This window comes from Bradyrhizobium sp. TM102 (assembly GCF_009176685.1).
Classification (GTDB): domain Bacteria; phylum Pseudomonadota; class Alphaproteobacteria; order Rhizobiales; family Xanthobacteraceae; genus Bradyrhizobium; species Bradyrhizobium ottawaense.
Genome location: NZ_AP021855.1, coordinates 2,900,453 through 2,921,435, shown reverse-complemented (window position 1 = coordinate 2,921,435; position 20,983 = coordinate 2,900,453). Strand labels below are relative to the sequence as shown.

The window sequence follows — 20,983 nt, the reverse complement described above, 5'->3', positions numbered from 1 at the left end:
ATCGTCATGGCCGGGCTTGTCCCGGCCATCCACGTTCTTGTCCGGACTTTGTTTTCCTGGCTTCGCGTGGATGCCCGGGGCAAGCCCGGCCATGACGCGGAGCAAGGGGCATGATATCCCGGGTTCGCGCTAATGCGCGCCCCGGGATGCCCCGCTTTCGCGGGTCACTTCTTGGTCTTGCCGAGATCCTTGACGGCCTCGAAAGTCGCGAACTCGACGTTGTAGAGCTCGCCGTCGACCTTCTCGACCTTGCGGATGTAGATGTTCTGGACGATGTCGCGGGTCTCGGGGTCGATCGAGATCGGGCCGCGCGGGCTCTCCCACTTCTGGCCCTTCATGGCCTCGACCAGCTTGGTGCCGTCGGTGTCGCCATTCGTCTTCTTGAGCGCCTCATAAATCAGGTGGATGCCGTCATACCCGCTCACCGCCATGAAGCCCGGACGATTGCCGAACGCCTTCTTGTAGGCTGCCACGAAATCCTTGTTCATCTGCGAGGGGTGCGCCGCGGAGTAGAGATGCGCGGTGACCGTGCCGAGCACGGCGTCGCCCATGTTGTTGAGCAGGTCGTCGTCGGTGACGTCGCCCGGCCCGATCACCTTGATGCCGGCCTTGTCGAGGCCGCGCTCGGCATACTGCTTCATGAAGTTGCCACCCTGGCCGGCCGGCACGAACACGAAGATCGCGTCCGGCTTGGCGTCCTTCATGCGCTGCAGAAACGGCGCGAAGTCCGGGTTTTGCAGCGGCGTCTTGACTTCTTCGACCACCTCGCCGCCGCCTGCGGTGAAATTCTGCTTGAAGAAGTTGAGCGCGTCATTGCCCGGCGCGTAGTCGGAGGTGAGCGTCGCCACCTTCTTGATGCCGTTCTTCACCGCCCAGTCGCCGATGATGGTCGAGGACTGCGCCAGCGTGAAGCTGGTGCGCACGATATAGGGTGAGCGCTCGGTGATGATGGAGGTGCCGGCCGCCATCACGATTTCCGGGATCTTGGCTTGCGTCGCCAGCGGCGCGGCCGCCAGCGCGGCCGGCGTCACGCCGAAGCCGGCGATGAAGTTGACCTTGTCGTTGACGATCAGCTCCTGCGCGGCGGTCTTGGTCTTGTCCGGGATCGCGGCGTCGTCCTTGAGGATGATCTCGATCTTCTTGCCGGCGACGGTGTCGCCCTTCTGCTGCATGTAGAGCTTGATCGCGTTCTCGATCTGCTTGCCGGTCGAAGCCTGGCCGCCGGTCATCGGCAGGATCAGGCCGACCTTGACGGTGTCCTCGGCCTTGGCAGACGCAAGGCCTGCAACGCCCGCGATGGCGGCTGCTGCTACGGTGCGTGAAAAAATTCTGCGTTCGAACATCAGATGTCCCTCCCCTTCATTCCTGACCTGTTGTGCGCCAGACCGAGTACCCGGTCCTTGCCGCGCTCTAACCTACGGACAAGCCATGCCGCGCGGCCACATGGCGTCCTCTGCAACCCCGTTGTCAATCGGACGTTGGGCGACCATTCGGCGCAAGCCGCGCGATCGGATCGACGGCGGAGGAGATATTTGTACGATTGTACAAATAAAATGGCCCTGTCAACAAGAAAGCCTTTCGCTGTGCGAGCCGGGTCCCTCCGGGTCGATACTGCACGGTAAGAGCGCCCGGCGGCGACGTGGCTGGAGAAATCCGCCTCCGCTTTGCAGAATTCGAACATTCGCCGGACGACGAGATCGAAATTCCCAACTCCGATTGCCCCCGCCGAAAATACGGACTGTATACCGTACCACCTAAAGAGACCCAATCAACGCCTAAAATTGCGTATTATTTTACCATTATGTATACAAACAAATCCGTCGTCGAATAGGCCAATTTTACTTGTTGAGGACTAGAGTGCGCCGCTGGCGCCCATCGGGCGCCGGTCATCCGCGCCCGGTCCAGTTCGACCCAGAAGATGCTCATGCGTATCCGTTTGCCTTCAATCGCTGCCGTCGTTGCCTTGCTGGCTTCCAACCTTGCCGGCTGCGGCACCGTCAACGAAAGACTCTCCGCCGGCATGGGCGACTCAATCCCGCAATGGGCCGGCGGGCTGCCGGCCGATGCCCCGCCGCGAGCGGGCACGCCGCAATACGACGCCTACATGAAGGAGCGCGAACGCAAGCGGCTGCTGCCGGCGGCGGATCGCGAGAAGGAAGAGCAGGCGCAGAAGGGCGCGACCGGGACCGCGCCGGCTGGCGCGGTGCGCTAAGGGAGCGAATGGCGAATAGGGAGTGGCGAACATGGCCACCCCTTCTATTCGCTACTCGCCACTCACTATTCGCTAATCCACAAACACCACGGTCTTGCGGCCGTTGAGAATGACGCGGTCGTCGAGGTGGTAGCGGATCGCGCGGGCCAGCACGCGACGCTCGATATCGCGGCCCTTGCGAACGAGATCCTCAGGCGTGTCGCGATGGCTGATGCGCTCGACGTCCTGGTCGATGATCGGACCTTCGTCGAGATCGCGCGTGACGTAATGCGCGGTGGCGCCGATCAGCTTGACGCCGCGCTCATGGGCCTGGTGATAGGGCTTTGCGCCCTTGAAGCCCGGCAGGAACGAGTGATGGATGTTGATGCAGCGCCCCGAAAGCTGCGCCGACAGATCGTCCGACAGGATCTGCATGTAGCGGGCGAGCACGACCAGATCGGTCCTGGTCTTGGCGACGAGGTCGAGGATCTGTGCCTCCTGCTCGCGCTTGGTCTCCTTGGTCACCGGCAGATGGTGGAACGGAATGCCGCCGAAATCGAGCCCGCCATAGACCTCGCGCGGATGGTTGGAGACGATGGCGGCAAGCGTCATCGGCAGTTCGCCGGTGCGCCAGCGATAGAGGATGTCGACCAGGCAGTGGTCCGACTTCGACACCAGCAGCATCACCTTGCGATGCGCGGCCCGATCGCGCATCTGCCAGTCCATGCCGAAACGCTCGGCGATCGCGGCAAAGCCGGTCTGCAGCGCCGACAGTTCCACGGCGAGATCGGCCGCGGTGAACACCACGCGCATGAAGAACTGCTTGGTCTCGATGTCGTCGAACTGCTGAGCATCGAGAATGTTCTGTCCGTTGTGGGCGAGAAACGTCGACACCGCCGAGACGATGCCGGGACGATCCGGACAGGACAGGGTCAGGACATATTGATGATCGGGCATGTTGATGAACAGGCTTGGCTCTTGATGAAGGTTTGGGCAAATGATGCGGAACGACCCGCGATTTGCGCCCTGCTCTATCACCGACGTCCCCTTGCGCCAATCCCAAGACTTGCTTCGACCTGAAGCGCGGAGTCAGGATGAACGGACGACTGCTTTAACTGCCCGGAGTACGCCCATGGCCGAACGCTTGAACGGCTACCGCATCCTGATCCTGGAAACGCGCGAGGAGGCGCAGTTCTCGAAGCTTCTGGGCGAGCAAGGCGCCGAGGTCGTGCAATGCCCGATGTTTACCATCCAGGATGCACCGGACCCTGCTCCGGTCGAGGCCTGGATCCGCCGCGCCACCGACAAGCCCCTTGACGACCTTGTGCTGATGACCGGCGAAGGCCTTCGGCGGATCATGAAGCTCGCGCGGGCGCGTGGGCTCGACGGCGCGTTTGTCGCAGCCCTCGCCGGATCGCGAAAATTCACCCGCGGCCCGAAGCCCGGCAAGGCGCTGCGCGAGGTCGGCCTCGAAGCGCAGCAGACCACGGGCAAGCCGACCACCGAGGGCGTGATGGAGATGCTGGGCAAGCTCGACCTGAAGGGCCGGCGCCTTGGCCTTCAGCTCTATCCCGACAAGGACCATGGCGCGCTGATCGGCGCCCTTGCCGCGCAAGGCGCCGAGGTCGATGCCGTGCTGCCCTATGCCTACGATTCCAAGGCAGCGGATGCCAACATCGTCACCGCCATCGACGACATGGCCGCGGGGCGGATCGATGCCGTCGCGCTCACCAATCTCGGCCAGGTCCGCCGCCTGATCGAGGCCGCCAAGGCGCATGGCAGCGAGGCGAAGCTGCGCGCCGGCTTCGACCGGACGCTGATTGCGTCGGTGGGCCCGGCGGTTTCGGGTGAGCTTGCTGCCCATGGACTGCGCACGGACGTCTCGCCGGCCGATGAAGCCTATTTCATGCGGCCTCTGATCTCGGCGATGGCAGCCGCGCTCGCGGAGAAGCTGCCCCGGCAAGGAAGGTAAGGGTCCTACCCGGGCACGACACGATACACGCTGGCATTTCCTTCAACGCCGCGAAGAGGAGCTTCAAACACCGCGATTGCATGCCCGGAAAGGAGATCGCTCACTCCCGGCGCCGAATACAGCGCCTCCGAGATACAAATCTCGCCCGCATCCGCCAGCGACTGGACACGCGCGGCAACATTTACGGTCTGGCCGAAATAATCCAGATTGTCGTTCAGGGTCACGGCGATGGAGGGGCCGCAATGGGCTCCAATCTTCAGGATGATGCTCGGATCGCCGTGGTCGGAATTGTAGCGTTCGATTTCCCCCAATATGTGGAGCGCCGCCGAGATCGCGTCTGTCGGGCGAGAGAAGACCGCCATGACTGCATCGCCGATCGTCTTGACGATGGCACCGGAATGTTCCTGAACGGTCGCACCGAGCAAAGCAAAATGTTCGCGGACCAGCGCATAGGCATTGAGATCGCCGAGCCGTTCGTACATGGCGGTCGAACCTTTGAGATCCGTGAACAGCAGGGTCACCTGCCGGATTCCCAGGCCCTCCCTTTCGTCCACGCGTTCTGACCGGAACAGGCGGCGAAACGTCTGTCTCGCGAGCAACATCCCGCCGGACATGTAGGGCTCGAAATCAAGCGGCGGCTTGATCGCTTGAGCCAAAACCTCAGGCGGCCAGTTGATCAGGAGCAGGGAGCCTCGCGTGGATCCGCGGTTCTCCGCCTCGACAATGACGGGGCCGGGCGGCACGGCGGCCAGCGAGGGGGAAAAGCGCTGCCCATCGTATCCAACTCGCAAGATTGTCGGCGAGGTTGTCGGCTCGCCGGCCACCGCAACGGCGAACGCAGCCTGGGTTTGAATATTGACCCCCGCCAGAGCGCCGGGACCGAGTTCGCAACGAATGGTCGTGGCGGAGCCTGGCGGCAAGAACGAAAGGCCGCGAACGAACGCATGCAAATAGTCGAGAAATCGGATTTGTTGGCCAGGTATCCGCGCGTCATTCAGAAATCGAAGCTTCCAATGGAAATCCTCGACCGAGAGGGAGGCAGGATCGTGAAACGGAAGCCGCCGAAGCTGGGGCGACACCGTAAACGTGACCTCTATGAAGTCGTCGAGATCGGTTTCGCCAGTGACGTCGCACAAACCACAAACATAGTGGGTCTTGAGCGTGCGCAAGGCGCCGAAGCTATCGAGCACCATCCCGGATTGGGGACAAACAACATCCCAGCTCATCTCGAATAGCCCGCTTCTCGTCGCATAGAGAAACAGGTCAATGCTTTCCGGCTCTGCAATGGCGCGGTCGCGCGCGAATGCCAGCGGATTGACGCGGTAGAGCGATAGATCGTCACCGCTCCTGATGAGCGTTTCGAATTTGGAGATCACGCGGGGGCTCCAGGATCGGGCCCGCTCGATCTCGGTCATCTTGCTTTCGAGGAGCCTTTCCTGAATGTCGGTCATTGTGCGCTCGGATTAAGTGCGCTCGGATTAATCGTTCGTCACGCGCAGGCGTGGGCGCGAAAACGGCGGCACCACCTCGAGCGCACCGGCTCGTGCCTGCTGCGGTCGAGAGCACCACGCCAACCGCGCGACGATGTCTAGCCCGCCACCTGCGAAGCCGCCGACATCAACTCACCCGGGCTCGGCATCCCGAACATGCGCTGGCCGCCTTCCGGAACTTCTGTAAAGGCCCAGCGCACGACCCCTTCCCGATCGAGCAGGAACTGGCCGAATAGCTGGCCCTGGCCGGTTGCAGCCATGCGCTGATCGGCCTCCATCATCTCGTAGCCATCCTTGTTGTTGAGCTGCTCGGCGGCTGCCAAACGATTCATCGGCCCGGGCAATTCTCCGGGAATGTCAACTTGCATGCCCATGACCACATCCATGCCCACCTTGCGCGGCCACTCGGTTTCCTTCTCGGTGAACTCGAGATTGGGCAGGCCGAACGCGCGGTGCGAGACCCGCTCGGGATCGGACGCGGCAAGCAGATTGGGCAACGGGTGATAACGGAAGTAGAGCCGAGCGCGCTCGATCGGCGTATTGACGACCGTCAGACTTTCAACGCCCTTGTCGCGCAGGGCCGCGTCAAGCTGCGCCTGGGCCGCGATATGGCGGCGGCAGAACGGGCAGTGCAGGCCTCGAAACAGGCCGACCAATATCGGACTTTGCCCGCGAAAATCATCGAGCGCGATCTTCCCTTCGCGGGTGATGGCATCCAGCACGATGTTCGGTGCGCGATCACCCGGTTGCAGCGGTCCATCGACATGACGTTCTGGCATGGTTGAACTCCTTCACATGACCTAGTCAAGAAATGGCAGTACAATCAGTCCTGCGGGATCAAGCCCGTGCCTGGTGCAGACGTCATCGGCCAGCGCGAAATACCGCTCGGCCTCGGGCATGTCGCCGCGATCAAGGTTCAGCGTCGCGAGACCATCATAGCACGGAAAAAGCTGCTGCGGCTCGCCGGTTTCGCTCGCGACCTTGATCGCCTCATTGTAGCAGCGGGCGGCCTGATCGGGCCGGAAATGGCATTGATGGATTTGCCCGAGCACGATCAGGGGCACGGGGAGATGCTCGCGCTGATCGAGCGCACGGTCGATCTCGATTGCCTTTTCGGCAGCCGGCACCCCTTCCTCGGTGCATTTGTCCGTGAAGGTGCAACAGGCAACGGCGAAATTGGCGAGAAGACGCGCCTGGAACCCGAGATCGCCAATACGATGCGCGACATCCAGTCCGCGCCGACATACATCAATGGCTTGCGCCGGGTCGACAATCGTGTAGAGCACGCTGAGATTGGTGTAGCCGCGGCAGGCCACATTGAGAAGGCCGGCGGCCTCGGCCGCCGCGACACTTTGCTCCACTTCGCGCACCGCATCCTGGTGTCGTCCAAGCCGCGCCAGTGCAACTGCCTTGGTATTGAGAGCCTCGGCAATGGCGCGCGCCGCCTCGAGTCCGGCCTGCTCGTCCGCGTCCGCCGGGACGGATCGGGCGTAGCCAAGGGCCTCGTCCGCCCATGTCGCGGCGGCCACGTGATCGCCCATGCGAAACGCGAGACGGCCGCGCTCCTGCAAGAGGTGCGCCCGTTCGATCGGCGCATCGGTCCCTCCAAGCAGGTCAGCCGCCTCGGCGTAATGCCTCTCTGCGTTGATCCGCTTGCCGGCGTCCCACAACAACCTGCCAAGCTTGCGAAGGATTCGCGCTTCGCCAATGCGGTCCTTTGTGGCGCGATGCCCCTCCAGCGCGCTCTGGTAGTGCTCCTCGGCCGTGTTGCGGCGGCCCGCCGCGGCGCAGAGGTCCGCGATCCGCTCGTACAGAAGCAGGCGCTCCGGCACGCATTCGCCGCCGGTCAACAACATGGCGAGGGCCTGCTGATAGAGACGGATGGCATCGTCATTGGCATAGGTCGCGCGTGCGCGATCGCCGGCCGCGCGCAGATGGCGGGCGCCTTTCGACTTGTGCGCACTCAGGCTGAAATGATGGCCCAGCAGGATGAGGTCCTCGAGCCGTTCGGGCTCGCTGCCATAGAGCCGCTCCAGCGCGGCACCAATCCGTCCATGGAGCTCGATCCGCCGCTGCAAGAGCAGGTTTTGATAGATCACGTCCTGCAGCATGGTCTGCGTGAAACGGTAGGATCGCAGCGAGATCGAGTTTGCGCCCGCAACCTCCTCGACAATCTCGGCGTCGCACAGAAGTTCGAGGCCCACTTCGACCTTCGCCGGCCCGGTTGCCGTCGCACCGAGCAGAGCCGCGTCGAAGCGCGGGCCGATCACCGCGGCCTCCTGGGCCAGCCGGCGCACCTCATGCGGCAGCCGGTCCAGCCGCGCCAGCAATAGCGCCTGAATGCTTGCCGGGATGTCGGCGGCGGCCTCATCCGACTTTATCCGCCACTGCGGGCCGTCACGCTCCAAGGCGCCGGCCTCGATGAGACCGCGGATGATTTCCTCGAGGAAAAGCGGATTGCCGCTCGCGCGCTCCAGGATTCGACTGAACAGATTTCCCGGCGGCTCGCGCCAACCGTGACTGAAATAAGCCGCCAGCAGGTTCTGTCCGTCGGCGTCACCGAGCGGAAGCAATCGAAGGGTCGTGTGGCTGATCCGGCCCGAACCGAACTGATCCAGCTCCAGCATTGGCCGATGCGTAAACAACAGCATCAACCGCGTGCGCTCCAGCCGGTCCATCAGGAACCGCAGCGCCTCGAGGGAGACGGCATCGGCCCAGTGCAGATCCTCGACGATGATCAGAAGCGGTGACAAGGCCAGGCGCCGTTCGAAGACGGTCCGGATCGCAAAGAATATCTGCCGCCGGAGCTGTTCGGGCTCGACGTGCTGCAATGCGGCGTCCGGGCCGCCGAGGCCAAGGACATGGACATAGAGCGGCATCAGCCGCTCTGCCTCTTCGGCCGGAAGGCCAAGCTCCGACAGGGCCTCAGCCAGCCTGGCCTCAGCCGCCGCGGCGCTGGCCTTCTGCGCGATGCCATAGGCGCTGCGCAGCACCGCGGCGAGCGTGCCGTAGGATTGTTCGCCGAGGGGCGAGCAGGCGGCCTGCCGGATCGCCACACCTGCGAAGCGCTCCTCATCGCGGATGCGGGCGACGAATTCGTTCACCAGGCGCGTTTTGCCGATGCCCGCTTCGCCGACCAGCCGCACCAGTTGCGCCGCACCGCCGCACGCGCGATCGAGACTGCCGATCATGCGGGCAAGCTCGACGTCGCGGCCGATCAGCGGCGCACTGAGGCCCAGCGTGTCGAGGCCTCGCGCCGCACGCGGCGTGTCGAGCGGTCCCTTGAGACGATGGACCAGGACACTGCCCATCTTGCCCTTGAGCGAGACCTCGCCGAGCGATTCATACGAGAACGCATGCCGGGTCAGGCGGTAGGTCAAGGGCCCGACCAGCACTTCGTCCGGCGGCGCCATCGACTGCAATCGCTGCGCGGTATTCACCGTGTCGCCGGTTACCGAATAGGACTTGGCAACGCCCACACCCAGTCCGCCCGCAACCACGTGCCCGGTATTGATGCCGATGTGGAGCAGCAGCGGTGCGCCGGCATAGACCTTCGCGCGCTCGCTGAGCTGCTCCGTCCGCTTGATCATGTCGAGTGCAGCACGGACCGCCCGCTCCGGATCGTCCTCGTGCGCTGCTGGCGCGCCGAACAGCGCCAGCAGCGCATCGCCAATGAATTTGTCCACGAAGCCGCCAAAGCCTTGCACCGCTTCCGTCAGCTCCTCGAACAATTCGTTCTGAAGGGCCTGCATGACCTCGGGGTCGAGGCGCTCGCTCATCGCGGTGAAGCCGCTGAGATCGGCAAACAGCACGGTAATGGTGCGGCGGTTGGCTTCGTTGTCCATCCTGTCTGGCTGCGGTCGAAAAGCCTGGTGAGGGTCGACCGCCGGCGCCAGCGGCGGTGACGACGCTCTGACCGGCGCTGTCGACCGGCCCGGCTGCGCCTGTCCCCCGGCTTTGGGGGGTTCACTGACGAGGGCGCCGCATTTCGGGCAATACGTGAAATCCGGAGCGCATGCATAGCCGCAGCCGGGGCACGCGTTCGGCTGCTTCGTGCCGCACTTCGGGCAGAAGGCAAAGCCGCTCTGAACCTCGGAACCGCAGCAAGAGCAGTTCATGGGTCAAGACCCCGCGGAAGCCGCGATGACGCGGTCTACTGGACCTGTCGGATGGGCCCAGCGACCTGACAAGCATGGGCTCGTCGTGCAGGAAGAGCAAGCGGTGGTTGATTAACGGCCGCGAGCGCCGCTTCACTCATCCCCGCAAACAGCCGGTTCAGCGCGCGGCGGCGCGCTGAACCGCTAGATGGCGCCGCCCCCCACCAGCACGAAGGGCGCCCAAGTTGCGGGCTGCGCGCTCTCGCCGCCCTTGGTGATCAGTGCCGAGATCGAGCGACGCAGCGCCTCTGCTCGGCCGATATCGGGATGCGTCTTCATGGCGTCGATCGTGCCGGTGGTGATGGCGACCGCGGCGTCGGAGTTCACCGCCCAGTGCGACACCAGCAGCGCGCGCGTGCCGGCATAGAAGAAGGCCCGCGCAAGACCGGAGAAGGCCTCCGAATTGGCGGCCTGCCCGCCAGCAGTGTTGCAGGCCGACAGGATCACCCAATCGGCATCGAGCTTGAGGCCGGATACCTCCGACGACGAGAGATAGCCGTCATCGGTGGACGTCGGCGCCGCTGGCGGGCTGAGGATAAGTCCTGGCTCGATCGAGCCGCGCACCTGCCCCGCAAGCGCGCCATGCGTCGCAAAATGCAGGATGCGATACTTCGCGAGATCGCCGCTTTGGCCGAGCGTCTTCATCCTGGTCTCGGAGGCGTCGCCAGCGAGGACGACGTCGCCTTTGACGGGCGCGAAGGTGCTGGCCACCGCGCACAGTTCGAGCGCAGTTTCCGGCAGCGGCATCTGCCGCCTGAGCTGCACGATGTCCGCGGTGCCGCCCGACAGCGCGTCCACGGCGCGCAAGCTCCGTTGTGCGACCTGGGTCGCCTGCGTCGGGAGGACGGCGCAGGTCTGAATCTGGCGCGCCAGCTTGGCACGCGCCATCGCGACATCGCTGCGGCCATCGCCGTCGAGCACGGGATTGCCGATGCCGAGAAACGGTTTCGACGCCGCGCTCTTGCGTGCGACCTGCCGCAATGCCTTGAGGCTGGAGACTGAAGGCAGCACTGTGGTGGCAAATCGCTGGACCAACCAGGGCGCCCTCGCGAGGTCCTGGCCGGCAGCCGGCTTCTCGGTCAGCAAGACCTGAAAGGGCAGCGTCGCCAGCGGCCCCGACGACACCAGGATCAGCTCCTTGCCATCGATGTCGCGAGCGACAGGCCCGAGCAGCGCCTGGTAGAGCGCAAAGGCGCGCTCCTGGTTGAACGGCAATGGCTCGTCCGCCCCAAGCGGGGCCTTGCGGCCGAGCTTCTGCGGACATGTGGTCGCCTTGTCCAGCCATGCATCCGTATCCAGACCGCAGCGCAAGGCACCGACGGCCTCAGCGAGTTGCTTTTCGCCGAGATCCGCCGAATGCCAGCGCACGTCCGAGCGCGTCACGGTCCAGACGAAGGTGGCGCGTGACGTCGTCGTGAACAGCAACATCGCCTCGTTGGGACGAAGCTGCTTCTGGGCATCCTCGATCGCAATCGGCGCCTTCGTTACGAGCGCTGCATAGTCCGGAAACTGCGCAGCGGTTGAGCGATCCAGTTCCCGGATTTGACCTGAGATGGCCGAGGCTCGGGCACGAAGCGCCTGCTCCGCCGCCGGGTTCCGCGCAGCATCCGCCTGCGAGATCGCCGCCACGAGCATCTTGTCGGTCGCGACAGCTTGCGCGCCGAGATCCTGCCGCTCGCGGACGCGCGCGGCGAGATCCCCGCTGCCATCGGCGATGCGGGCCGACATGCCGGCAATCGCCCGCGCAGCCTGCTCGTCACCGATCCATTGCGCCGCTTCGAACGCCTGCGATCGCAAGGCGCCGGCCTGCCCCGCATTGGCGCTCGCGAGGTTATAGGCGGCTACGATCAGTCCGGGATAGGGATTGGTCTCTTCATGGACCTTCACATCGCCGCGGCTCTCCTGCTCGGCGGCGCGGCGGCCGTTCTGGATCGCGACCGCGCGCGCGAACGCGTCGCGGGCCTGCTGCCAATCCTTCAAATCGATATGATGGGCGCCGAGATTGGCGAAGCTGTTGGCAACATCCGGATGCTGCTCGCCGAGAGCGCGCAGGCGGATATCCAGCGCGCGCTTCAGCAGCGGCTCGGCCTCCTGCGGCCGGCCGGTGCTGTCCAGAATGACGGCCAGATTGTTGAGACTGTTGGCGATCAGCGGGTGAGACCCCCCGAGCGCGGCCTCGCGTATCGCAAGCGACCGGCGCGCGAACGGTTCGGCCTCGGCGTAACGATCGGCCTCGCTCATCAGCGTCACCAGATTGTCAAGCGCGATCGCGACATCCAGATGCGCCGGCCCGAGCGCCTTCTCACGGATCGCCAGCGACTTGCGGAACAGCTGCTCCGCCTCCTGCTTGCGATCGAGATGAGCCCAGGCCTCCGCAAGGTTGTTCAATGCCGTCGCCACGTTCGGATGCGCTATCCCGACGGCCTTCTCCTGAATGGCGAGTGCGCGGGTCAGCAGCCCCTCGGCCTCGGCGTCCCGGCCCTCGCGCGAGAACACCAGGGCCAGATTGTTGAGGCTCGCAGCGACATCGGGATGATCAGGTCCGAGCGCCTTCTCCCTGATAGCCAAAGTCCGTCGGGCCAATTGCTCGGCCTCCGGAAGCCGTCCCTGCGCACGGCGGAGCTCGCCGAGATTGTTGAGGGTCGCTGTCAGATAGATGCTGTCCGGGCCATGCTGCTTCTCCTGAAGCACAAGCGCTTCGGCAAAACTCGCCTCGGCCTGCTGTAACCGGCCTTGCGCCCGATTGACCTCCGCGATGTTGTTCAAGGTCACCGGGATCATGATGTCAGCCTGTCCCGGAGACTTCCTGAACACCACGAGCGCACGGTTGAACAGATCGAGCGCCTCCGTCTCCTTCATCTGGCGGTGACGGAGATTGCCGAGCTGCATCCGCGCCAGCGCCGTGGTGAGATGGTCAGGGCCCAGCACGCTCTCGTCGATGGCGATCGCGCGCGACAAGTCGCGTTCGGCATCACCGAGCCTGTTCTGGCCGAGCTCGATCTGGCCTAGCGTGGCGAGCACGGCTGCGACATCGGGATGATTGGGACCAAGGCTCTTCTCGCGAATGACGAGGGCCCGCCTCAGCACGCTTTCGGCCTCGGTGGTCTCGCCTTTCGTCTGGAGCGCCTGCCCCAGCACGACCAGCGTGGTCGCGGTCAGGGGCGATTGTCGCCCCGTGCTTTTCTCGGCCTCAACGACGAGCTTCCTCGCCAAGCCGACCGCCTCGCCGTAGCGGCCCTCCTTCGCCAGCGCCGTAATGCGCTGCATCAGCGCCAACATGTCTTGCGACCCCGCCTGCCCCGGCGAGACCATGACGCTTACGAGAAGTACAAAACAAAAAGACTGCGCGGCAAACCTCGGCCACCGTACCCACATGCTGCGATCGCTCCGATTCCCCGCGCCCGCGACCTGTTGGGCCACAGCAAGATGAAGACACTATGACCGCGTCCTGCGTCCATGGACGAACCGATCGCAGAAACCAGGGGAAGACATTCGCACGGACCGGTCACGCGCCTGCAGCGGACGTGCTGATGCAGCCATGCATGGCAGCATGCGGCCGGTCCGATTGACACGCGCGTCGCCAACGCTACGTTGCTGATCGGAAAGAAGAAACAACAAGGCAAGGGATTCGCCGTGACACGCGTCATCGCGTCTTGAGCGCAGCCGCGCGGCCGTCGGCGCTCGCGCCATTCCGCATCCGCAACTATCGCTTCCAGTGGCCGTCCGACCTGCTCACATCCTGGGCGTTCGAGATCGAGACGCTGGTGCTGGGCTGGTACATCCTGGTCGAGACCGGCTCGGTGCTGCTGCTCACCGTGCTTGCCTCGCTCCAATTCGTCGGGACCTTGGTCGCGCCGGTGTTCGGCATGATCGGCGACCGCATGGGTCATCGCGATCTTCTGGTCGCGATGCGTCTTGCTTATACTGTGCTCTCGTCAACCATCATGGTTCTGGCGCTGACCGGTCATCTGTCGCCGCTGAGCGTCATGATCATCGTCGCGGTCATGGGCCTGATTCGCCCCTCGGATCTCGGCGTCCGCGGCGCGCTGCTCGCCGAGATCATGCCGGCCGAGCAGCTGGTGGGCGCCATCAGCGTTGCGCGCACGACCCAGGACAGCGCGCGCATCGCCGGAGCGTTGACGGGCGCCGGGCTGTTCGCCGTCCTCGGCATTGGCCTCGTTTACGTGGCGATTGCCTGTCTCTACTTCGTGGCCGCGCTTCTCATGCTGTGCCTGACCCGGCCCAAGAGGACCGTCATCACGAGCGATCTTCCGGCGAATAGCCATGCCGTCTCGCGGCTGCTCGGCGATCTGAAGGAAGGGATCGTTTACGCCTGGAGTGGCCCGGGAATGCGTGCGGCGCTGTGCGTCGCCTTCCTGGCCAATCTCACCGCATTTCCCTTCACTGGCGGATTGCTGCCCTACATCGCCCGGGAGATCTTTCATACCGACCAGACCGGCCTCGGTTACCTCTCGGCGAGCTTTGCGGTCGGCTCGCTGATCGGCTCCATCACGCTCAGCCTGGTCGGCGGACTGCGCATTGCCCGGCTTCTGATCGGCGCGACGCTGGCCTGGTACACCATGCTGCTGGTATTCGTCGAGGTCAGGACCATGCCGGTGGCGATGGCCTGCCTCATGCTCGCCGGCGTCGCCCAGAGCATGTCGATGATCTCGGCGGCCGTGATCCTGATGCGCACCGCGAGCGCACACCTTCGCGGCCGGGTGATGGGCGTGCGCATGATGGTGATCTACGGCCTGCCGATCGGATTGCTCGCGGCCGGCAGCCTGATCGACATCATTGGTTATTCCGCGACAGGCTCGCTCTATGCCGCCGCCGGCTTCATCGCGATGCTGGCGATCGCCATCCGCTGGCGCGCCGACCTCTGGCCGGTCCATGCACCCGCCAATGCGCGATGACCGCGCCTAATCCCCATAGCCGCGCAGCCGCTCGATATCGAGGATGGTGACGCCCCCATATTCGAGCCGCAGCAGTCCCTCCTTCTCCAGCCGGTTCAGCGCGCGGTTGGCGTTCTGGCGGGACATGCCGGAGAGCGCACCGATCTCCTCCTGGGTGATCTCCAGATGAGCGGTCGATTCCGGATAGAGGATCGGATTGAACAGTGAGGCGATGCTGCGGGCGAGGCGCGCGGTGGCATCCAGCGTGCGGTTGACCTCGAGCATGCCGATGAACTGGCCGAGCCGTTCGTTGAGCTGGCGCACCAGAAAGCGGTTGAAGCCGACGCTGTTCTCGAACAGCCACATGAAGGCGCTGCGTTCCATCAGCGCGACACGGCTGTCGCGCAGCGCCACCACGTCATAGCGGCGCGGCTCGTTCTTGAGCACACTGCCCTCGCCGAACCAGGCCCCCGCTGTCAGCCCGGCGAGGCTGGTCTCCTTGCCGTCCCTGGAGACCCCGCCCATGCGGGCAAGGCCGCCCACCATGCCGGCCCAATAGGCAAAAATATCACCGCGCATGAACACGGTCTCGCCGGTGCCGTAGGACCGCTCCGTGATTCCGGCGCGCGCGACCTCGATCTCCGCTTGCGTGAGCTCGCGCGACCAGGCGGCGACGCGCTTCAGTTGATCTTCTGAAATCATGATCTCGCGGCCAGCCGCACCGTTTCGTCACTCCATCTTCTGCTGCATTGCAGCATGATGATTCCAACCGCCATCCGACGAAAGATGAAGGCCGCCGCCGCCCGGCAAACTTTGTCGCAGAATTGTCAGCCGCGAGACATTTCAAAATAGCGCTTTCCCCTATTGAGGACCACCTCGGACGATGCGGCTTTTGATCCCTGACGGGAACGAGAGTGGCGCGGCTCCGGTCGAGACCATCTGCTGCATGGCCTCACCGGCACCACCGTACTAGGATCGCTGGGCAGGAACGGACGAAGAGCGCCACTAAAAAGCGCCATCACCGGGAGGGTTTCGTTTGGTGGCTACCAGTCTTGAAGTGCGCGACGTGTCCTTGCGATTCGGCGGCGTCCGGGCGCTGACCGACGTCGGCTTCTCCATCAGGGAGGGCGAGCTGTTCTCGATCATCGGCCCCAACGGCGCCGGCAAGACCTCGATCGTGAACTGTATTTCCGGCCGCTACAAGCCGACCGAAGGCCAGCTGTTCTACCAGGGCCGCGACATCACGGCCCTGACGCCGAACGCCCGCGCCTCGCTCGGCATCGGCCGCACCTTCCAGAACCTGGCGCTGTTCCACCACATGAGCGTGCTCGACAACATCATGGTCGGGCGCCATCACCTCCTGAAGAACAATTTCCTCACAGGCTCGCTGTACTGGCTCACCGGCGCGCGCAAGGAGGAGCTCGAGCACCGCCGCAAGGTCGAGGAGATCATAGACTTCCTCGACCTGCAGTCGGTGCGGAAGGCGCAAGCCGGCACCCTCTCCTACGGCCTGCGCAAGCGCGTGGAGCTCGCCCGTGCCATGGCGCTGGAGCCGCGTCTCATTCTCCTCGACGAGCCGATGGCCGGCATGAACTTCGAGGAGAAGGAGGACATGGCCCGCTACATCGTCGATCTCAACGAGGAATTCGGGATGACGGTGGTGATGATCGAGCACGACATGGGCGTGGTGATGGACATCTCCCACCGCGTCATGGTGCTGGATTTCGGCAAGAAGATCGCCGAAGGCGATCCGGCGACGGTGCTCGCCGATCCCCACGTCAGGCGGGCCTATCTTGGTGAAGAAGACGAGGTGCTGGTCGATCCGGATGACGCTGCACCCGCGCAGGAGAGCGCGGCATGATGGATTACGCAGGCCGCGTCGCACAGGCCGACACCTATCCGAAGATGCTCCGGCTCAATGCGAAGGAGCATGGCAACGAGATCGCATTGCGCGAGAAGGATCTCGGGCTCTGGCGGCTGTTCACCTGGAGCGACTACCAGACCCGCGTGCGCGACTTTGCGCTCGGTCTTCTCGAAATGGGCCTTGGCCGCGGCGACGTCATCGGCATCATCGGCGACAACCGGCCGGACTGGGTGGCGGCGGAAGTGGCGACGCACGCCATCGGCGGCCTCAGCCTCGGACTTTATCGCGACGTGCTGGACGAGGAGGCTTCCTATCTCCTCAACTATGGCGAGGCGCAGCTCGTCTTCGCCGAGGACGAGGAGCAGGTCGACAAGCTGCTCACCCTCGCCGACCGCGCGCCGAAGCTGAAGCACATCATCTATTCCGATCCGCGCGGGATGCGGAAATACGACGATCCCAGGCTGATGTCGGCGGAGAGCTTTGCCGAGCTCGGCCGGGCCCGTGCCGCGCGGGAGCCGGAGCTCTACGACAGGCTGGTCGATGCCACCAAGGGCGAGGACGTCGCGATCCTCTGCACGACGTCTGGCACCACGTCCCATCCCAAGCTCGCCATGCTCGCCGCCGGACGCGTGCTTGGCCATTGTGCAACTTATCTCGCCTTCGACCCCAAGGGCCCGGACGACGAATACGTCTCGGTGCTGCCGCTGCCGTGGATCATGGAGCAGGTCTACGTGCTCGGCAAAGGCCTGCTCTGCCGGATGAAGATCAACTTCGTCGAAGAGCCCGACACGATGATGAACGATCTGCGCGAGATCGCGCCGACATTCGTGCTCTTTGCCCCAAGGGTTTGGGAATCCATCGCCGCCGACGTCCGCGCCAAGGTGATGGACGCGACGCCTCTCAAGCAGCGCCTGTTCGACGTCGGCATGAAGAGCGGCCTCGCCGCGCTCGAACACGGCAAGCGCTCGGGCCTTGCCGACGCCATCCTGTTCCGCGCGCTGCGCGATCGCCTCGGTTTCACCCGGCTGCGCTCGGCCGCGACCGGCGGCGCGGCGCTCGGGCCCGAGACCTTCAAGTTCTTCCAGGCCATGGGCGTGCCGCTGCGCACCCTGTACGGCCAGACCGAGCTGCTGGGGGCCTATACGCTGCATCCCGAGGGCAAGGTCGATCCCGACACCACGGGCGTGCCGATGTCCGACGAAGTCGAGATCCGCATCGACAATGCCGACGTCCATGGCGTCGGCGAGATCGTGGTGCGGCATCCCAACATGTTCCTCGGCTACTACAAGAATCCCGAGGCGAGCGTCGCCGACATCAAGGACGGCTGGATGTTGTCGGGCGACGCCGGCTATTTCAACGCGAACCAGCAGCTCGTCGTCATCGACCGCATCAAGGATCTCGCCGAGACCTCGCGCGGCGAACGCTTTTCGCCGCAGTTCATCGAGAACAAGCTGAAGTTCTCGCCCTATATCGCCGAAGCCGTGGTGCTCGGGGCCGGCCGTGATGCGCTCGCGGCGATGATCTGCATCCGCTACTCCATCATCTCGAAATGGGCGGAGAAGAACCGGCTCTCGTTCACGACCTACAGCGACCTCGCCTCGCGCCCCGAGGTCTATGCGCTGCTCCGCAAGGAAGTCGAGACCGTCAACGCCACGCTGCCGCCGGCGCAGCGCATCTCGCGCTTCCTGCTGCTCTACAAGGAGCTCGACGCCGACGACGGCGAGCTCACCCGCACGCGAAAGGTGCGGCGCAGCGTCATCAACGAGAAATACGAAGGCATCATCGATGCCATCTACCGCGGCGATGCCGACATCCCCGTCGACACCGTGATCCGCTTCCAGGACGGCACCACGCAGCGGGTGCGGACGACACTGCGTGTGGTGGATCTCGGCGGACCCGGGCACATGGCGGAGGCGGCGGAGTGACACGGTCTACCGTCGCGAGCGGTGCTGCCCTTCGCCTCTCCCCGCTTGCGGGGAGAGGCCGGAGCGCGTCAGCGATCCGGGTGAGGGGGAGCCTCCGCGAGGGCAGTGACAATTGTTTCGAGAACGCCGACCAAATTGCTCGAAACGTCGTTGTTCCAGAACCGCAGAATTCGATAGTTTCGGTCGATCAGCCATTTGTCCCGCACCGCGTCGTGCGCACTGTCGGCGTGTTGGCCACCGTCAACTTCAATAATCAGCCGGGCCTCGCGGCAAATGAAGTCGACAGTGTATGGGCCAATCGGCTCCTGCCGAACGAATTTGTAACCGTTGAGCCGGCGTGCACGGAAGCGATACCAGAGCGTCCCCTCCGCATCAGTCAATGCGGCACGCAAATGCCTGGCGCGCTCCGTCTTGCCCTCATCAGCACCTCGCATGCGGAAGCTCCCCCTCACCCGCCGCGCTTTGCGCGTCGGCCTCTCCCCGCGCGCGGGGAGAGGCGAAAGGTCCACCATACATGAACACCGCCTTCCTCATCCAGCTCCTGGTCAATGGCCTCGTGGTCGGCACGCTCTATGGCGTGGTCGCGATGTCGTTCGTGCTGATCTACAAGGCGACGCAGGTCGTCAACTTCGCGCAAGGTGAATTGCTGCTGGTCGGCGCCTGGGTGTGCTGGGCGCTGCTCGCCAAGTACCAGGTGCCGTTCTGGATCGGCATGCCGATGACGCTCGTGTTCATGTTCGTGTTCGGCATCGCGGTCCAGGTCCTGATCCTGCGGCCGATGATCGGCGAGCCCATCATTTCCGTGATCATGGTGACGATCGGCCTCTCCACCGTGCTCCAGGCAACGCTGAAATGGATGTTCGGCGTCAATCCGCAGCCGTTCCCGCGCGTGTTCGAGAGCCAATCGGTCAGCTTGCTGGGCTTACAGATCCAGACCGTCTATGTCATGAGCCTGGTGGTCTCCGTCGCCATGATGATCGGCATGGCCTGGTTCTTCCGTGCCTCCAAATACGGCCTTGCGATGCGCGCCACCGCATTCAACCAGCAGGTCGCGCAATCGCTCGGCATTTCCGTGAAGAGCGTGTTCGCGATGGCCTGGGCGATCTCGGCGACGGTGTCGGCGGTCGCGGGCGTCGTCGTTGCGGTCGTGAACGGCGTGTCCTCGGGCCTTGCCGCCTACGGCATCAAGGTGTTTCCGGCGGCGATCCTCGGCGGACTCGACTCCGTCGGCGGCGCCGTGCTCGGCGGCATCATCATCGGCCTGCTCGAGAACGTCGCACAATATGTCGACAGCGAGTACCTGCACTGGGGCAATCTCTACGAGATCGCGCCGTTCTACGTCCTCATCATCGTGCTGATGATCAAGCCCTACGGGCTGTTCGGCACCCACGACATCGAGCGGATCTGACCCATGGCCGGCCCTGCCCTCATTCCTGCTGGTGATTTCCGCACCTCTTATGCGGCCGACACCACGATCTTCCCGACCACGACCAGCCGCAACTTCGCCATCGCAGGCGTGCTGTTGCTATGCCTCGCGCCGCAATTCTTCAGCGGATACTGGCTCAGCATCCTGATCCAGATCGGCATCTTCTCGATCGCGGCGCTCGGGCTGAACATCCTGGTCGGCTTCACCGGCCAGATCTCGATCGGGCATGCCGCCTTCTTCCTGCTCGGCGCTTTCACCTCGGCTTACATCTCCAACAACGCGCCGATCCCGGTGTTCTTCGCGATCCCGCTCGCCGGCGTCGTCACCGCGCTGGTCGGCCTGATCTTCGGCATCCCTGCGGCGCGGCTGAAGGGGCTCTATCTCGTCATCGCGACGCTGGCCGCGCAGTATATCCTGCTCGACTTCTTCTCCCGCGCCGAATGGTTCACCGGCGGCTCGGTGCCGGCGAGCGCCAACCCGTTCTCGATCTTCGGCTACACACTGCGCGGCGACAAACAGTATTTCTACGTCGTGCTGGCCTATGTGCTGCTCAGCTACATCCTCGTCACCAACCTGATGCGCACCCGCGACGGCCGTGCGCTGGTGGCGATCCGCGACCATTATCTCTCTGCCGAGATCATGGGCATCAACCTCACCAAATACCGTACGCTATCGTTCGGGCTCGCCGCCTTCTTCGCCGGCATCGCCGGCGCGCTCTACGCGCACTACCAGCTCGTGGTGTCGCAGGAAGGCTTCGGCATCGAGCGCTCGATCCTGTTCCTGGCCATGATCATCATCGGCGGTACCGGCTCGATCATGGGCACGCTGATGGGCACCGCCTTCGTGGTGCTGCTGCCCGAAGGGATGGAGTTCATCAGCCATTATTTGAAGGGCGGCGCGATCGACAAGGCGCTGTCACTCAACACCAACATCACCTTCCTGCGCGAAATCGCGATCGGGGTGATCATCATCGCCTTCCTGATGTTCGAACCCGACGGGCTCGCGCATCGCTGGCGGCAGATCAAGGCGTATTGGAAACTCTACCCGTTCTCGCATTGAGCGC

General features: G+C 64.2%; 15 protein-coding genes. 7 read left to right on the top strand and 8 right to left on the bottom strand.

Annotated elements, in window-relative coordinates:
• Positions 1 to 164 precede the first annotated feature (164 nt).
• Positions 165 to 1,343, bottom strand: coding sequence for an ABC transporter substrate-binding protein (locus GDN70_RS13725; RefSeq protein ID WP_028143353.1), 1,179 nt, complete (start codon positions 1,341 to 1,343; stop codon positions 165 to 167).
• 575 nt (positions 1,344 to 1,918) lie between these two features.
• Between GDN70_RS13725 and GDN70_RS13720 the strand changes: the two genes are divergently transcribed.
• Positions 1,919 to 2,212 carry a hypothetical protein gene (locus tag GDN70_RS13720; RefSeq protein ID WP_028143354.1) on the top strand — a complete coding sequence of 98 codons (294 nt, stop codon included), beginning with the start codon at positions 1,919 to 1,921 and terminating at the stop codon, positions 2,210 to 2,212.
• A gap of 72 nt (positions 2,213 to 2,284) precedes the next feature.
• Here GDN70_RS13720 and purU read toward each other — a convergent pair whose 3' ends face one another.
• The gene (gene purU, locus GDN70_RS13715; protein WP_028143355.1) at positions 2,285 to 3,148 is read right to left on the bottom strand and encodes a formyltetrahydrofolate deformylase; all 864 of its coding nucleotides are present in this window, start codon (positions 3,146 to 3,148) and stop codon (positions 2,285 to 2,287) included.
• A gap of 175 nt (positions 3,149 to 3,323) precedes the next feature.
• On the opposite strand from purU, the gene GDN70_RS13710 reads away from it, so the two are divergent.
• On the top strand, positions 3,324 to 4,163 hold the full coding sequence (locus GDN70_RS13710; RefSeq protein WP_028143356.1) for a uroporphyrinogen-III synthase: 840 nt from the start codon (positions 3,324 to 3,326) through the stop codon (positions 4,161 to 4,163).
• A gap of 5 nt (positions 4,164 to 4,168) precedes the next feature.
• On the opposite strand, the gene GDN70_RS13705 is transcribed toward GDN70_RS13710, so the two are convergent.
• The 4 genes from GDN70_RS13705 to GDN70_RS13690 form a co-directional block, all read right to left on the bottom strand.
• Positions 4,169 to 5,614: an adenylate/guanylate cyclase domain-containing protein gene (locus GDN70_RS13705; protein ID WP_028143357.1), complete on the bottom strand. Its 1,446-nt coding sequence runs from the start codon at positions 5,612 to 5,614 to the stop codon at positions 4,169 to 4,171.
• Positions 5,615 to 5,751: 137 nt separating this feature from the next.
• Positions 5,752 to 6,432 (bottom strand): redoxin domain-containing protein, encoded by a 681-nt coding sequence (locus GDN70_RS13700; protein WP_028143358.1) that lies wholly within the window; start codon positions 6,430 to 6,432, stop codon positions 5,752 to 5,754.
• 21 nt (positions 6,433 to 6,453) lie between these two features.
• The gene (locus GDN70_RS13695) at positions 6,454 to 9,771 is read right to left on the bottom strand and encodes an adenylate/guanylate cyclase domain-containing protein (RefSeq protein ID WP_028143359.1); all 3,318 of its coding nucleotides are present in this window, start codon (positions 9,769 to 9,771) and stop codon (positions 6,454 to 6,456) included.
• 183 nt (positions 9,772 to 9,954) lie between these two features.
• A complete protein-coding gene (locus tag GDN70_RS13690) occupies positions 9,955 to 13,089 on the bottom strand; it encodes a CHAT domain-containing tetratricopeptide repeat protein (protein WP_173015803.1) in 3,135 nt (1,044 codons plus the stop codon).
• Between the two features lie 374 nt (positions 13,090 to 13,463).
• On the opposite strand from GDN70_RS13690, the gene GDN70_RS13685 reads away from it, so the two are divergent.
• Positions 13,464 to 14,726 carry an MFS transporter gene (locus tag GDN70_RS13685; RefSeq protein WP_152102664.1) on the top strand — a complete coding sequence of 421 codons (1,263 nt, stop codon included), beginning with the start codon at positions 13,464 to 13,466 and terminating at the stop codon, positions 14,724 to 14,726.
• Between the two features lie 6 nt (positions 14,727 to 14,732).
• On the opposite strand, the gene GDN70_RS13680 is transcribed toward GDN70_RS13685, so the two are convergent.
• Entirely contained in the window at positions 14,733 to 15,407 is a 675-nt protein-coding gene (locus tag GDN70_RS13680; RefSeq protein WP_038949013.1) for a Crp/Fnr family transcriptional regulator, read from the bottom strand.
• A 337-nt stretch (positions 15,408 to 15,744) separates the two neighbouring features.
• Between GDN70_RS13680 and GDN70_RS13675 the strand changes: the two genes are divergently transcribed.
• Both GDN70_RS13675 and GDN70_RS13670 read left to right on the top strand, forming a co-directional pair.
• Positions 15,745 to 16,566 carry an ABC transporter ATP-binding protein gene (locus GDN70_RS13675; protein ID WP_028143362.1) on the top strand — a complete coding sequence of 274 codons (822 nt, stop codon included), beginning with the start codon at positions 15,745 to 15,747 and terminating at the stop codon, positions 16,564 to 16,566.
• Positions 16,563 to 18,494, top strand: a complete 1,932-nt coding sequence (locus tag GDN70_RS13670) for a long-chain fatty acid--CoA ligase (protein WP_028143363.1) — start codon at positions 16,563 to 16,565, stop codon at positions 18,492 to 18,494. Before GDN70_RS13675 ends, GDN70_RS13670 begins: the two co-directional genes overlap by 4 nt.
• A 68-nt stretch (positions 18,495 to 18,562) precedes the next feature.
• Here the strand turns inward: GDN70_RS13670 and GDN70_RS13665 are convergent, their stop codons facing one another.
• Complete coding sequence (locus GDN70_RS13665; RefSeq protein WP_038971774.1) at positions 18,563 to 18,928, bottom strand: endonuclease domain-containing protein; 366 nt, start codon at positions 18,926 to 18,928, stop codon at positions 18,563 to 18,565.
• A gap of 80 nt (positions 18,929 to 19,008) precedes the next feature.
• Between GDN70_RS13665 and GDN70_RS13660 the strand changes: the two genes are divergently transcribed.
• Together GDN70_RS13660 and GDN70_RS13655 are read left to right on the top strand one after the other, a co-directional pair.
• Positions 19,009 to 19,902: a branched-chain amino acid ABC transporter permease gene (locus tag GDN70_RS13660; protein ID WP_018317428.1), complete on the top strand. Its 894-nt coding sequence runs from the start codon at positions 19,009 to 19,011 to the stop codon at positions 19,900 to 19,902.
• Positions 19,903 to 19,905: 3 nt separating this feature from the next.
• Entirely contained in the window at positions 19,906 to 20,979 is a 1,074-nt protein-coding gene (locus tag GDN70_RS13655; RefSeq protein ID WP_018317429.1) for a branched-chain amino acid ABC transporter permease, read from the top strand.
• Positions 20,980 to 20,983: the final 4 nt, after the last annotated feature.